The organism is Stenotrophomonas sp. 05N423 (assembly GCF_056397145.1).
The window spans coordinates 405,542-419,546 of sequence record NZ_JBFTMV010000002.1; the positions used below are offsets into that span (position 1 = coordinate 405,542).

Genomic DNA, 14,005 nt, shown 5'->3' on the forward strand with positions numbered 1-14,005 from the left:
CCGTTCCTCTTTCTCTATACGCCGCCGGCATCTGCATCGCCCCGTTTCCCGACTCATCGATCCGTTCCAGGCCCCATGACCAACATCCACAACGACAAGATCCTCATCCTCGATTTCGGCGCGCAGTACACGCAGCTGATCGCGCGCCGCATCCGCGAGTTCGGCGTGTACTGCGAAATCTGGGCGTGGGACCACGACCCGGCCGAGATCGCCGCGTTCGGCGCCAAGGGCATCATCCTGTCCGGTGGCCCCGAATCGACAACCGAGGCCGGCGCGCCGGCCGCGCCGCAGGAAGTGTTCGACAGCGGCCTGCCGCTGCTGGGTATCTGCTACGGCCTGCAGACCATGGCCAAGCAGTTGGGCGGCGGGACCGAGGCGGCCGACCAGCGCGAGTTCGGCCATGCCGAAGTGAAGCTGCTGGGCAATGACGGCCTGCTGGGCGGCCTGTCCGACCACAACGGCGAGCCGCGCCTGGACGTGTGGATGAGCCACGGCGACCATGTCACCCACGTGCCGCCGGGCTTCGCCATCACCGCGGTGACCGACCGCATCCCGGTGGCCGCAATGGCCAACGAGGATAAGCGCTGGTACGGCGTGCAGTTCCACCCGGAAGTGACCCACACCAAGCAGGGCTCGGCACTGCTCAAGCGTTTCGTCACCGGGATCTGCGGCTGCGCCACGCTGTGGACCGCGGCCAACATCATCGACGACCAGATCGCCCGTGTGCGCGAGCAGGTCGGCAGTGACGAGGTGATCCTGGGCCTGTCCGGCGGTGTCGATTCGTCCGTCGTGGCCGCGCTGCTGCACAAGGCCATCGGCACGCAGCTGACCTGCGTGTTCGTCGATACCGGCCTGCTGCGCTTCCAGGAAGGCGACCAGGTCATGCAGATGATGGCCGAGAACATGGGCGTCAAGGTCGTGCGCGTGAATGCCGCCGACCGTTACTTCAAGGCGCTGGAAGGCGTCAGTGACCCGGAAGCCAAGCGCAAGATCATCGGCAACCTGTTCGTCGAGATCTTCGACGAGGAGTCGAACAAGCTCAGCAACGCCAAGTGGCTGGCGCAGGGCACGATCTATCCGGACGTGATCGAGTCGGCTGGCAGCAAGACCGGCAAGGCGCACGTCATCAAGAGCCACCACAACGTGGGCGGCCTGCCGGAAGACATGAAGCTCAAGCTGGTCGAGCCGCTGCGCGAGCTGTTCAAGGACGAAGTGCGTCGCCTCGGCGTCGAACTCGGCCTGCCGCGCGCGATGGTCTACCGCCACCCGTTCCCCGGCCCGGGCCTGGGCGTGCGCATCCTGGGCGAAGTGAAGCGCGAGTACGCCGAACTGCTGGCCAGGGCCGATGCGATCTTCATCGAGGAACTGCGTGCGGCCGACCTGTACGACAAGACCTCGCAGGCGTTCGCGGTGTTCCTGCCGGTGAAGTCGGTGGGCGTGGTCGGCGACGCCCGCGCCTACGAATGGGTGATCGCGTTGCGCGCGGTGGAGACCATCGACTTCATGACCGCGCACTGGGCGCACCTGCCGTACGATTTCCTCGGCCGCGTGTCCAACCGCATCATCAACGAGCTGCGTGGCGTCTCGCGCGTGGTCTACGACATCTCCGGCAAGCCGCCGGCGACGATCGAGTGGGAATGATTCCGGTTGATCTCACGACGTCTAATGCAGTGCCAAGGTGGCAGTAAATCCCTTTATTTATAGCGGTTTATCGTCCATTTCCGTCTCGCGCGGACTCGTAGCAGCCCGCAGGTTTTGACGGTATCGCGGACGGTATCAAAAATTGTCGTCGATTTCGGTGGCGCTGATACCGTAAGCCTTGCCTACGGTGTCGGCTACGGTACCGTGGATTTGTCATCGCAATCCATGGCACCGGCCATGCTCACCGACACTGAGCTGCGGGCACTCAAGCCTACCGGGAAGATCTACAAGGTCGCCGATCGAGGCGGGCTGAACGCTGCTGTCACGGCAACTGGTCAGATCAGTTGCCGCTTCGACTACAAGTTGCATGGGCGACACGGGACGCTGGTGATTGGTCGGTACGATCCGAGTATCAAGACCCGTCAAGCGCGCGGCCCAATGACGTTGGACTACGGCATGCGTTTGTCGTTGGCCGAGGCGCGCTTTCTGCTGGATCATGCCCGCAGAACTCTGCAGCATGGGCAGAGCGGCCGCGGGGGTGACGTCGAGCACCAGCCAGGCGATGAACGCTCTAGGTACTCCCGGCTGAGCGGTGCGACCTACGAGGAGGTGGCCCGGACCCACCGACTCACGCGCACCGCGGTGGAGCGCCGGATCAAGGAGGTGGTGCGGCAGGTGAACCGATGCGTGGGCGTTCCGGGGCTGACCGAAAGTCCAGGGCGGGTCGAGCGTTCGAGCGTGGATGCGCGCGTGCCGCAAAGGGCAACATCGCGCACTGCGCTTGCCGCGCGTGCTCAGGGTGCCAGGCACCGGCGGCTGTCGGGATATGTCCGGCGGGCGTTCCATGCTTCAGCGTATGGAAGCCGCGGGGCAGGCCGTCGAGGCTTCTCCCCAGGGATGAGTTCTCCGGCCCAGGAAGCGCTACTCTTTTCCGAAGCCACGCTCCTTCTACAGGAGACCTACCGATGCTCGACCAGTCCCGTGTCACATCTGGCTATGACGTCGAGATCCTCGTCGGCGAGCGACACCTCAGCTACATCCTGCTGACGTTGGTCGACGCGGGCAGTATTCCTACGAGGGTCTGGGATGTTCCTGTTTCCGGTCCCAAAGTCGACCGGGCCTATGACCCGCATCTCGAAGCGGATCTGCTCGACATCCGCCTCGCGGATCACGACCCGTTCGGGGTTGAGATTCTCTTCGATCACCCGAGTGGCGCCGATGTGCGGGTGCACTTTCTCGCAGGCATAGAGGGGGATCTGTTCGTTCGGCTCTCGCCTCGGACCAAGCACGACGATGACGGCTTTCTCAGCGGAGCCGAGGCTGTCGTTGAGGTGGTGGATTTGGTGAGCCCGGGTCTTACTGATACGGACCCTACGAGCAAGTTCTACCGACCGAAAGTGCTCGCCACGCTGAAGGCCAAAGTGGATCGAACGATAGACCTTGGCGGCGTGGCTGCCTTCCGGCGCGTTCACGATTTGGTGGTTCGAAAGCTGCCCGCGGAGGGTGACCATGCGGCCGCCTACGGCCTCTATCTCAATCTCCGCCTGCGGAATGGCCCCGAGGAGAACGCGTTCGTTCCGGCGCGCGGCAATGCGACGGCAGGCCTCAACTTCCTTCCGGCCGATAGCGACCAGGCAATGGCGACACGTCCGGGCCTGTACAGCGATCTGGCTGCCGATGCCTGGCACCGGTTCGCAGTGATCGACGAGAGCGGAAACGTCTCTCACCCCTGGCACAAGGACCCCTATGACAAGGGGAGCAAGAAGCTCGGGTCCATCGTGGGCGTGTCGGTAGGCCCGGGACTGGCACCGAATTCCCTTCGAATCGACATTGAGGTCGAGTACACCATTGAGTACTTCCCCGATCCGAATGGACATCTTGTACTCAGGCTGACGCCGAGCGAGGGGCCTCAGGGCGCATTTCGCTGGCACATCGATGCCGATTTCCATGCTTCCCTCGGCTGGGAGCTGATCGGGCTGGTAGCGTTCATGGGGCTCTTCGCGATTGGGGGAGGGATCTTCGGCCTCGGTCTCGGAGCGGCCATATCGGCGGGCGTGATCGGCGGAATGCTCGGGGATGCCCTGACGCACGGTCTTCTCAACTACCTCTACGCCGGCCAAGCCGAGGCGGAGATGGATGCTGGGCTTCCCGACGTGGTGAGCGGAAGTGTGGCGGTACAGCGGCGGCGGTGGGATCCGTTCTACACCACGATCCATCAGGTGGGGATGAGGCCCGACGGGGCGCTCATAAATGAAGCGGGGCTGGCCCTCTGGGGACGTGCGCTGGTGGATCGCAAGATCGAGGTCGTCCCGCATGTGGTGATTCGCGACAAGCGGGCGACGGGTCCGAACCCTCCCACGCACCTTCGATACCGGGTCTCGGATGCACCTGCGCATGGTGAGGAACTCAAGCAGGTGGCGCCCGGTACGGTCCGCGGCGAGTTCGATTGGACGGCCGATCAGCCCGAACCCGATCTTGTCGACGTGTCCGTGGATACGCTGGCGGCGCGACTGGCTCAGGGGGGCCTACTAGGTGACATCGCCTATCACGCCAAACGCATCGATCTCAGGCAAGGGCAGGTGCATGCAATCCTTGGAATCAGCGATCGCGAGGTGCGTGAGACGACGAGCAGGGTCCTATGGGCGTTCGAGCGTGCTCGCCGGATCGAGATCCGCGCCAACGAGGGCGACGCGATTCGAGCGGAAGTGGCGCAGGAATTTGGGAGCGCGGGTGAAATGCCAACTCAGGAGGAGTTCGAGAAACGCGTGTCGGAGGTGATTGCCGCGCGCGCAGCGCCACTCGTGGATGAGTATCGCAAGACGCGGCTGGCTGGCGATGTAGAGGTGGCGCTCAAGCCGCTGTTTCGCCTGAGCATGGCTCCGGAGTACTTTGCGGCACTCCAAAAGCTAGGCGTCCTGCACCTTGAGGGCCTGGAGCTGATCACCATGCGCGCACCGGGGCATGCGGGCTTCATGTATTACCGCGATCATCCCGACGGTGACCTGCGGGATAACCTGCTTTCCCGGCCGCGCTATCGTGAAACGGATCTTGGCCCTGAGTTGCTCTGAGACGGACGAGGCAGGGTAGGAACTCGCACCGCGTTCGCGCCGTGTTTGAGCTTGAACGGCTCATACGCGTCAGCCTGAACAGGTGCCAGAAGCAGCGGACGAAACCCGACCAAGCCGTTGCTGGTGGCAAAACGGGAAGATTCGAAGGCTGATTCTCCTTGGACCTGCGGTCGCAGTTGCGCCAATCCTCGACCCTAAGGTTGTCCATACCGTTCTTCCCTCAAGGGCGAAAGGGTTGCAGCGACGTAGAGAGATCCGGCACATCACACACTGAGTGCCATGACGTCTCAGGGTAGCTCGCTTGTTTTCACGGTATCGAGCACGGTGTCGCTTGAGGGTGTGTTCGGTATGTAATTGATGCTAAAGGAATATTTTTGTGTGGTCGAGGATCGGGTGGGAGTGATCCTGGTTTCCAGGTTTTTCATGTGGCGCTGGAATGGCGATAAATCACTTTGATTGAAGTGGTTTATCGTTCCTCGTCATTTCGTTCCGTCTTGCCGCAATCCCCGGGCTTTGCCGGTACCGCCGGTTGTATCGCGAGCTGTCTTCGGTTTCGGTGGGTTGCCCGCGGTTTTGCAGGCGCCGGTGTTGCGCGTACGGCGGCCCGATACGGCGCAGCGAAAAAAAAGAAAAAAAGATCCTGCAAGTCGCGAGTCCTCTTCACGTCTGAAGCCTTCGAGCGATAGACAAATCCACTGGCCGGAGGGGCTTGGGGCGTGGCCGTTTTGCGGAAGAGCGCCGGCTACGGTCCGCCAAACGGCACGCTTCGCACTCCCGCCGCTTGGTTCCTGGCATGCCGCGAAAACGGAGCACAACCGACGGTTGGCAACGCCGCCGGAGAGTCGGTGCAAGGGCAGTATCGCGCCGGCATCTGGCTGTGATGGCGCAGGAATCCCGGCGCGACTCCGCCTGTTTCCCGCAGCACCGGCACGACCGGAATCAGCGCCCTCTACTTGCGGCCATCGCTGTATACAATCGCCGGATATTCAGGGGAACGGTGGGGACATGCAGGACGCTCCGCGAACTTCGCTCATGTGCGGCAGCACGCCAGAAAAATCGATCCCCGTCCGGGAAGTGCGAGGCGCTCCGTGAATCCTTTTACGCGATGGCTGAGAAGCGCCCCGTCGTCCAATCCGGTCGACCGGCGCAATGCGCCGTTCATCCAGCTGATCCTGCTGTTCTTCGGCATCTTCGTCCCGATCAACAAGGCCATCTTCCTTTATGCGGTCAGCACGGGACAGGCCGCGCGGCCGGGGGGGCTGCAGCTGTCCGCGGATCTCGCCACCGACGTTCTGCTCGTCGCCTCGGCGTGGGTGGCCCTGTGGTGCATCCGCCGTGGGCGTTTTCGCCAGGGCGTGGCGCTGTTCCTCTTCGTGGCGTCGATATGCGTGGGCATCGCCTACGCCAGCGTCGGGCTGATGCGGGTCGGGCTCGACCCGATCCCGCTGCTGCTGTTGTCGCTGGCCGGCCTGGTGATGGGGCGGCGGACGCTCTGGCTGATGTTGGGATCGCTGGTCGCAATGCTGCTGGCCTGCATGGTGTTGGACATGGTTCGCGCCGATGCCGGAGCGCCGGCCGCCACCATCGGCAAGACCGTATCCATCGGCGGGATCTGGATGATCATTGCGCTGGTGCTGGATCGCACCGTGGCCGCGCTGCGATCCAGCCTGGAGGAATCCGAGCAGCGCAGCCGGGCGCTGGAACGGGCCTATGCGCGCCTGGAGGACGAGATCGACGAGCGTGAGCGCACCCGCGAGCAGCTGATCCACTCGCAGAAGATGGATCTGGCCGGAAGACTGGCCAGCGGCCTTGCGCATGACTTCGACAACGTTCTTTCCGTCATCCTCGGCTACGCGCAACAGCGCGACCGGCTGCTCACGGAGGGAGGGGGGCCGGCGCTTGCATCGGTTCTCGAACGCGTCGAGCTGGCGGCCCGCCGCGCGATGGCAATCAGCAGGAAGCTGCTGAACTTCAGTCGCCTGGACATCTCGCAACCGGAGACGTTCGATGCAGGCGTCGTCCTGCAGGAACTGCAACCGATGCTCCGCCAGTTGCTCGGACCCGAGGTGCAGCTGGTACTGGAGCGCGTGGATGCCGCTCTGCCCGTGCACATGGACAAGGGCAACTTCGAACTGACGATCCTCAACATCGCCGGCAATTCCCGCGATGCTCTCCCAGGCAAGGGAACATTCCGGCTCCTCGCCCTGCGCGACGACGTGGCCGGCCTTCTCACCTTGGTGCTCAGCGACGATGGTCCGGGAATACCGGAATCGATAAGGGGCAGCGTGTTCACGCCGTTTTTCACGACCAAGCCCAAGGGCGAAGGAACCGGGCTGGGCCTGTCCGTGGTGCGGGACATCGTGATGGAGGCGGGGGGCGATATCGGTATCGAATGCCCGCCGGCGGGGGGGACATCTATCCGGATCGCGCTTCCGCTGGTGGCCTTCGCCGGGTAAGCCAGCGTCGGTGATGAGGCATCTCCGTCGTCGAGATGCATGGCCGATCGCGCGGCACCGTGAAGAAGAGGGCGCCGGAAGGCGCCTCTTCTATGATCCGGGCCGATCGTCAGAAGTGGTAGATGAAAGCGATGGATTCCTCCAGTTGGTTGCGGCTGCCGAACTGCCGCACCAGCGGACTGGAGGCCGCGCCGCCGAGCAGGCGCGAGTAGTCGAGCGAGAGCGCGAATCCGGTGTGCTGGCTGGTAGGGACGAAGGCCGAGTAGTTGGCCGACAGCTGCTGGCTGCCGCCGCCGGGTGACCAGGTGTCGGTCTGCAGTTGCGTGGCCGACTGTGCGGACACGCCGAAGTAGCGGTTCATCGCGGCGTGGTTCATGCCGCGCCAGCCCAGTTCCAGTGAATGCTGGATGTACCAGATCTGCGGCAGGTCCTGGTCGTAGTAGGCGCCCAGATAGGTGCCGCTGCCCTTGAGGTCGTGGCCGAGCCTGGCACCCAGCGCACTGTGCGGGGTGAACTGGTATTCGGTATAGAGGCCGCCATGTATGCGCGGTGACAGCGAGGGTACCTTGCCCGCCAGCTGTGGGCCCAGGTCGGCGCGGCTGCGGCCCCAGAGGTAGTCGCCGTAGATGCCCACTTCCCATGGCCCTTCATGCGGCAGGTGCAGGGTCAGGCCGTCGGTGCTGGAAAGCTCCCCAATGCCCCGCATCTCGATATCGAAGAACGGCACCGTCTGCCACTGGCGCTGGTCGGAGCCGAGCCAGTTGGGCAGGTACTGGCCACCGATGCCGAGCGCGATGTTGATCTTCCTGTCGCCATCGGTGGGGACATCGTCGGCTGCCCGCGCCTGCATCGGCAGCAGGAAGGCGTTGGCGATGCCCAGGGACAGGAGCAGGGGAAGCCGGGAAGAAGAGGGAAGCATCGGAGCGGCGCGCGGTGGGGAAACGTGATGGACCGCAGCATGCGGCCTGTGGTTCCCGACGTCCATGGCGGAATGCATGAACATTTTTTCGACATCACTTAACGCTTCAGCACTGGCTCCGCCCTGCGGGTGAAGAGAAAGGGACGCGAAAGAAACGCTGCCTAGAGTGCCTCCTCAAGCGGATACGACGCTTTCCGAAGATGCTGGAGCGATGCATGCGTTGGACCATCCTGTGTGATTTCGATGGCACGGTGAGCGTGGAGGACGTGATCGACTCGCTGTTGAACGAGTACGGCCGTCCGGGTTGGCAGCAACTGGAAGACGACTGGCGGGCGGGCCGCATCGGCTCGCGGCAATGCATGCGCGGGCAGGTGGAACTGCTGGAACTGGATCGCCCGACGCTGGACGCGCATCTGGACGCGGTGCGCATCGACCACGGCTTTCCCGACTTCGTCAGGCATGCCGTTGCCGCCGGGGTGCCGCTGCGCATCGTCAGCGATGGCCTGGACCATGCGATCCATCGCATCCTCGCCCGGTACGGCCTGCAGGACCTGCCGGTGTCGGCGAACCACCTGGTCGCACGCACGCCCGACCGCTGGACGCTGGAGTCGCCGCTGCAGGCCGAAGGTTGCGGCAGCGGTACCTGCAAATGCAGCTTCGCCGCGCCAGGCCGCAGGCGCGACGACGAACGCGTGCTGCTCATCGGCGATGGCGCTTCCGACTTCTGCGTCGCCAACCGCGTCGATTTCGTCTTCGCCAAGAACCGGCTCATCGAGCATTGCCGCGCCGCCGGCATTCCCTACATGCCCATCACCGGCTTCCAGGATGCCATCGAACTGCTGCCGCGCCTGCTCGATGGAAGCCTGGTGTCCCCCCATTTTCCGTTGCCGGCCGCGCTGCCGGCCTGACCGCCTCGAACCCACCAGGCCATCCCGATGAATGCATTCGACAAGAACGTTGCGCCCCTGATCGACGACTCCCAGCTGCTCGCCGACGAGGCGCGCTACAGCTCCTTCGGCGACACCGTGCACTATGTGGACCCGCCGAAGATCTTCCACCGCTGCGAAGGCAGCTACATGTTCGACGCGCAGGGCACGCCGTTCCTGGACCTGCAGATGTGGTATTCGGCGTGCAATTTCGGCTATTCCAACAAGCGCCTGAACGATGCGTTGAAGGACCAGGTCGACCAGCTCCCCCAGGTGGCCAGCCAGTACCTGCACCCCACCCGCGTGCAGCTGGCCAGGACCATCGCGGTGGATGCGAAGGAAAAATTCGGCCTTGATGGCCGCGTGCATTTCAACGTCGGCGGCGCGCAGGCGATCGAGGATTCGCTGAAGATCGTGCGCAATGCGCGCGGCGGCAAGAGCCTGATGTTCGCCTTCGAGGGCGGCTACCACGGGCGCACCCTGGGCGCCTCGTCGATCACGTCCAGCTACCGCTACCGCCGCCGCTACGGCCACTTCGGCGAGCGGGCGATGTTCATCCCGTTCCCGTATCCGTTCCGCCGTCCGAAGGGCATGACCCCGGACGAGTATTCGGACCACTGCGTGTGGCAGTTCGAGCGCCTGTTCGAAAGCGAATACAACGGCGTGTGGGATCCCAAGGTCGGCCAGGCCGAGTACGCCGCGTTCTACGTCGAGCCGATCCAGGGCACCGGCGGCTACGTGATCCCGCCGCGCAACTTCTTCACCGGCCTCAAGCGCGTGCTGGACAAGTACGGCATCCTGATGGTCGTCGATGAAATCCAGATGGGCTTCTGGCGCACGGGCAAGCTGTGGTCGATCGAGCATTTCGGCGTGACCCCGGACGTGCTGGTGTTCGGCAAGGCGTTGACCAACGGCCTGAACCCGCTGTCCGGCCTGTGGGCGCGCGAGGAACTGATCAACCCCACCGTGTTCCCGCCGGGCTCCACCCATTCCACCTTCAACTCCAATCCGCTGGGCACGCGCCTGGGCCTGGAAGTGCTGAAGCTGGGCAGGGAAATGGACTACGAGCGCACCGTGCCGGAGAAGGGCGCCTACTTCCTCGATGGCCTGCGCGGGCTGCAGAAGAAACATCCGGAAATCGGCGACGTCGATGGTCTGGGCCTGGCGCTGCGCGCGGAGATCTGCCAGGCCGACGGCTTCACCCCCAACAAGGAACTGCTCGACCGCATGGTCGACATCGGCCTGGCCGGCGACCTGCTCCACGACGGCAAGCGCATGGGCCTGGTGCTGGATGTAGGCGGTTGGTACAAGAACGTCATCACCTTCGCGCCGTCGCTGGACATCACCCATGAGGAAATCGATACCGCGATTGCCTTGCTGGACCAGTTGATCACCAAGGCCAGGTAACCGACGGTCCTTGCCCTTGTCGCGTCCCGCACGCCATGTGCATGCAGGGGCGCGCAGGTTCCGGACCGGACATGCAGCAACCAACCAGGAGGACGCATGATGAACGCAGTGCCGGACGTGGACGCCATCCGTGCCACGATCAATGAACTCATCCTCACGCACATGCAGGGCAAGGTCGACGCGGCGATACTGACGCCGCAGGCGACGTTGAAGGACATCGGTGTGGCCTCGCTGGATGCGGTCGAACTGATCTTCGATCTCGAGGAGAAGTTCGATTTCACCTTCCCCGACAGCCGCGCCGACAGCCTCGGCAGCGACACCCTGCAGGACCTGGTCGATGCCGTGGTGCAGGGGTTGCGCGACAAGGACCAGGCCGCCGGAGGCTGAGATGCGCGCCGATGCACAACGGGTGGTCGTGACCGGAATGGGTGCGGTCAGCCCCTTCGGCCTGGGCGTGCCGGCGCTGTGGGCCGGTTTGATCGAGGGCCGCTGCGCCATCGCGCCGCTGCGCCACGAGCGCGCGGCCGAGATGCGCGTGCGCGTTGCCGCGCAGGTGCCGGAGGACTACACGCCCGAACCGCATTTCAGCCGCGAGGTGCTGCCGCAGCTGGACCGCGTAGCGCAGTTCGCCCTGTTGGCGGCCGGCGAAGCGATCGCCCAGTCCAGCCTCGATTTCGGGTCCGGCGCCAGCGCCGAGCGCACCGGGTGCATCGTCGGTACCGCGGTGGGCGGCGAGAACACGCAGGACGAGCAGTCGCGCCGGCTCTATGCGGAGAATGCGCAGCGCCTGCACCCGCTGACCATCATCCGCGCCATGACCAATGCGGCAGCCAGCCAGATCAGCATGCGCCACGGCCTGCATGGCCCGAGTTTCGTCGTCGCCAGCGCCTGCGCGTCCAGCAACCACGCCATCGCCCAGGCGGTGCAGTTGATCCGCGCCGGTGCGATGGACGTGGCGCTGGCCGGCGGCAGCGAGGCCAGCCTGAGCTATGGCGCGATGCGTGCCTGGGAGGCGATGCGCGTGCTCGCCGACGATACCTGCCGGCCGTTCAGCGCTAATCGCAAGGGACTGGTGCTGGGCGAGGGCGCGGCCATGTTCGTGCTCGAATCGCTGGAACACGCGCGGCGGCGCGGCGCCACGGTGCTGGGCGAGATCGCTGGCGTCGGCATGAGTTCGGACGCCGGCGACATCGTCGCGCCGGACATGGCCGGCGCCGCATCGGCGATGAGGACCGCGCTGGCCGATGCGGGAATGGAGCCCTCGCAGGTCGACTACGTCAACGCGCACGGTACCGCCACACTGGCCAACGACATCAACGAGGTGCGCGCCATCGCGCAGGTGTTCGGTGCGCATGCGCGCGAGGTGGCGGTGTCCTCGACCAAGTCGATGCACGGCCATGCGCTGGGCGCGTCCGGCGCGCTGGAGCTGGTGGCGGTGCTGCGCGCGATGGCCGAGTCGCGCGTGCCGCCCACGATCAACATGGACAGCCTCGACCCGCAGTGCGAAGGCGTGGACCACGTGCTGGGCAGTGCACGCGCCATGCCGGTCGCCGCCGCACTGAGCAATTCGTTCGCCTTCGGTGGCTTGAACGCGGTGCTGGCGCTCCGGAGTGCCTGAGCGGAAATGAACGGCCGATACGACACCGCGCTGGAACCGGGCAGCCTTGTCCGGCAGTTCGTCGCGCATCCGCCACAGGGCTTCGAGGCTGCGTTGTCCGCCGCGGGCGTGCCCGTGTTCCTTGCCGACTACGACCTGACCACCACCCTGGACGAGGCGATGTGCCGGCGCCTGCAGGCATTGCCCGGCCATGGCCGCTGGCAGCATTGGCTGCGCTGGAGGACGCGCTTCATCGGCTGCACCGCCACCGAGTACATGCCGTTGCCGCATGGGGTCGACCCGCAGGTGCTGGTGGCCGAACTCCTCGATCGCCACGGTCGCGACAGCCGGCTGCTGATCGTCAAGGATCTGGCCGTGGACTCGCCGTTGCTGGGGGTGCGCGAGAACCGCCACGCCGGCGCCTTCGTCGAGGCCCTGCGCGAGGGCGGCTTCGTACTGCTGGAAGGCATGCCGCTGGCCTGGGTGGCGATCGATTTCGAATCGGTGGACGAGTATCTGTCGCGCCTGTCGGCGAGCCGGCGCAAGGACATCCGCCGCAAGCTCAAGGCGCGCGACGGGCTGGAGATCCGCTGCGTTGAAACCGGCGACGCCTGGTTCGACGAAGCGGCGGTGCGCCGCTGCCATGCGCTGTACCTCAACGTCCATGCCCAGAGCCAGGTGCATTTCGACCTGCTGACCGGAGACTATTTCAGGGCGCTGCTGCAGGACGGCGACAGCAGCGGCCGCATGTTCCTGTACTTCGAGGGCGACACGCTGATCGGCTGGAACCTGTGCTACCTGTACGAAGGCAAGCTCGTGGACAAGTACGTCGGCTTCCTCTACCCGCAGGCGCGCGAGCGCAACCTATATTTCGTCAGCTGGATGCACAACCTGCAGTACGCGCTGGATCATGGCCTGAGCCATTACGTCGCCGGCTGGACCGATTCGCGCATCAAGCGCTACCTCGGCGCCAGCATCACCCCGACCTGGCATGCGGTGCGCGCGCGCAATCCGCTGCTGCGGGCGCTGCTGCGCCGCTGCGCGCACCTGTTCCAGGGCGAGGCGGACGGTGGAGGCTAGGGGGCTGGGCGTGGAAACTGACACCGTGCGCATGCCGGTCGTACTCGATCTCGATGGTTCCGTGCTGCCGCTCGGTGGCGAACGGGTCGTCGCGCTGCAGGACTGGCAGGAGGAACTGCGCTTTGCCTGTTCGCGCGCCAGCCTGCGCCGCTTCTCGGCCCTGCTCGACGCACGGTTGCCGTCCCGCCATGGCACGGTGCTGTCCGGCAGCGGCGACTTCCATCACCTGAGCTACCCGCTGCTGCAGCGGTTGGATGCGCGCTGCCAATACCAGCTGGTGGTGCTGGACAACCATCCGGACAACATGCGCTACCCGCTCGGCATTCATTGCGGTTCCTGGATCAGCTGGGCAGCGGCATTGCCGCAGATCAGCCACGTGCACGTGCTGGGCATCACCTCGCACGACATCGGCGGCGCGCACGCCTGGGAGAATCGCTGGCGGCCGTTGCTGTCGGGCAGGCTCACCTACTGGAGCATGGGCGTGCCGGTGCACTGGGCGCGGCACATGGGCCTGGGCCGCGGCTTCCGCAGCTTCGATTCGCCCTCTGCGCTGGTGGAGGCTTTCGTCTCGGAGCAGCAGCGACGGCCGCAACCGACCTATCTTTCCATCGACAAGGATGTGTTCGCCGAAGAGGTCGCGCGCACCAACTGGGACCAGGGACGCTTCCGCCTGGGCCACGCGCTGGCGGTGATCCATGCGCTGCACGAAGGTGGGCTGGTGGGCAGCGACATCACCGGCGAGGTCTCGCAGTACCGCTATCGCAGCTGGATCAAGCGCCTGTTGTCAGCGCTTGACGGGCAGCCGGAGATTCCCGGCCAGACCCTGCACACATGGCAGGCGCAGCAGCGCGAAGTGAACCTGCGCCTGCTGTCGGCGCTGGCCGAAGTGCCGGGCGCGGGGCCGCGCTGAG

Annotated in this window: 11 protein-coding genes; 10 read left to right on the plus strand and 1 reads right to left on the minus strand. The window is 65.1% G+C overall.

All coding sequences use genetic code 11. The annotated features are described in order from the left end of the window. Positions 1-75 precede the first annotated feature (75 nt). The 4 genes from guaA (at position 76) to AC1DGW_RS05725 (ending at position 7,165) form a co-directional block, all read left to right on the plus strand. Positions 76-1,641, plus strand: coding sequence for a glutamine-hydrolyzing GMP synthase (gene guaA, locus AC1DGW_RS05710; protein ID WP_478020396.1), 1,566 nt, complete (start codon positions 76-78; stop codon positions 1,639-1,641). Between the two features lie 237 nt (positions 1,642-1,878). Next, positions 1,879-2,688, plus strand: coding sequence for an Arm DNA-binding domain-containing protein (locus tag AC1DGW_RS05715; RefSeq protein WP_478020398.1), 810 nt, complete (start codon positions 1,879-1,881; stop codon positions 2,686-2,688). Continuing rightward, entirely contained in the window at positions 2,607-4,709 is a 2,103-nt protein-coding gene (locus AC1DGW_RS05720) for a hypothetical protein (protein WP_478020400.1), read from the plus strand. The genes AC1DGW_RS05715 and AC1DGW_RS05720 overlap by 82 nt, the downstream gene beginning before the upstream one ends. A gap of 1,088 nt (positions 4,710-5,797) precedes the next feature. Then, a complete protein-coding gene (locus AC1DGW_RS05725) occupies positions 5,798-7,165 on the plus strand; it encodes a sensor histidine kinase (protein WP_478020402.1) in 1,368 nt (455 codons plus the stop codon). A 109-nt stretch (positions 7,166-7,274) separates the two neighbouring features. Here the strand turns inward: AC1DGW_RS05725 and AC1DGW_RS05730 are convergent, their stop codons facing one another. Continuing rightward, positions 7,275-8,084, minus strand: a complete 810-nt coding sequence (locus tag AC1DGW_RS05730) for a MipA/OmpV family protein (RefSeq protein WP_478020404.1) — start codon at positions 8,082-8,084, stop codon at positions 7,275-7,277. 215 nt (positions 8,085-8,299) lie between these two features. Here AC1DGW_RS05730 and AC1DGW_RS05735 point away from each other — a divergent pair, with 215 nt between their 5' ends. The 6 genes from AC1DGW_RS05735 to AC1DGW_RS05760 all read left to right on the plus strand — a co-directional run bounded on the left by AC1DGW_RS05735 (position 8,300) and on the right by AC1DGW_RS05760 (position 14,004). Further along, positions 8,300-8,992, plus strand: coding sequence for an MtnX-like HAD-IB family phosphatase (locus AC1DGW_RS05735; RefSeq protein ID WP_478020406.1), 693 nt, complete (start codon positions 8,300-8,302; stop codon positions 8,990-8,992). 27 nt (positions 8,993-9,019) lie between these two features. Next, positions 9,020-10,417, plus strand: coding sequence for an aspartate aminotransferase family protein (locus AC1DGW_RS05740; protein WP_478020408.1), 1,398 nt, complete (start codon positions 9,020-9,022; stop codon positions 10,415-10,417). A gap of 99 nt (positions 10,418-10,516) precedes the next feature. Continuing rightward, a complete protein-coding gene (locus tag AC1DGW_RS05745) occupies positions 10,517-10,804 on the plus strand; it encodes a phosphopantetheine-binding protein (protein ID WP_478020410.1) in 288 nt (95 codons plus the stop codon). 1 nt (position 10,805) lies between these two features. Beyond that, positions 10,806-12,035 carry a beta-ketoacyl-[acyl-carrier-protein] synthase family protein gene (locus tag AC1DGW_RS05750; protein ID WP_478020412.1) on the plus strand — a complete coding sequence of 410 codons (1,230 nt, stop codon included), beginning with the start codon at positions 10,806-10,808 and terminating at the stop codon, positions 12,033-12,035. Between the two features lie 6 nt (positions 12,036-12,041). Further along, the gene (locus AC1DGW_RS05755) at positions 12,042-13,094 is read left to right on the plus strand and encodes a GNAT family N-acetyltransferase (RefSeq protein WP_478020414.1); all 1,053 of its coding nucleotides are present in this window, start codon (positions 12,042-12,044) and stop codon (positions 13,092-13,094) included. 31 nt (positions 13,095-13,125) lie between these two features. Beyond that, positions 13,126-14,004 carry an arginase family protein gene (locus AC1DGW_RS05760; RefSeq protein ID WP_478020682.1) on the plus strand — a complete coding sequence of 293 codons (879 nt, stop codon included), beginning with the start codon at positions 13,126-13,128 and terminating at the stop codon, positions 14,002-14,004. Position 14,005: the final 1 nt, after the last annotated feature.

Excerpts from the sequence above, each read along its gene's own strand:
- guaA (WP_478020396.1), top strand. The coding sequence starts at position 76 with ATGACCAACATCCACAACGACAAGATCCTCATCCTCGATTTCGGCGCG.
- AC1DGW_RS05715 (WP_478020398.1), top strand. The coding sequence starts at position 1,879 with ATGCTCACCGACACTGAGCTGCGGGCACTCAAGCCTACCGGGAAGATC.
- AC1DGW_RS05720 (WP_478020400.1), top strand. The coding sequence starts at position 2,607 with ATGCTCGACCAGTCCCGTGTCACATCTGGCTATGACGTCGAGATCCTC.
- AC1DGW_RS05730 (WP_478020404.1), bottom strand. The coding sequence starts at position 8,084 with ATGCTTCCCTCTTCTTCCCGGCTTCCCCTGCTCCTGTCCCTGGGCATC.
- AC1DGW_RS05735 (WP_478020406.1), top strand. The coding sequence starts at position 8,300 with ATGCGTTGGACCATCCTGTGTGATTTCGATGGCACGGTGAGCGTGGAG.
- AC1DGW_RS05740 (WP_478020408.1), top strand. The coding sequence starts at position 9,020 with ATGAATGCATTCGACAAGAACGTTGCGCCCCTGATCGACGACTCCCAG.
- AC1DGW_RS05745 (WP_478020410.1), top strand. The coding sequence starts at position 10,517 with ATGAACGCAGTGCCGGACGTGGACGCCATCCGTGCCACGATCAATGAA.
- AC1DGW_RS05750 (WP_478020412.1), top strand. The coding sequence starts at position 10,806 with ATGCGCGCCGATGCACAACGGGTGGTCGTGACCGGAATGGGTGCGGTC.
- AC1DGW_RS05755 (WP_478020414.1), top strand. The coding sequence starts at position 12,042 with ATGAACGGCCGATACGACACCGCGCTGGAACCGGGCAGCCTTGTCCGG.
- AC1DGW_RS05760 (WP_478020682.1), top strand. The coding sequence starts at position 13,126 with ATGCCGGTCGTACTCGATCTCGATGGTTCCGTGCTGCCGCTCGGTGGC.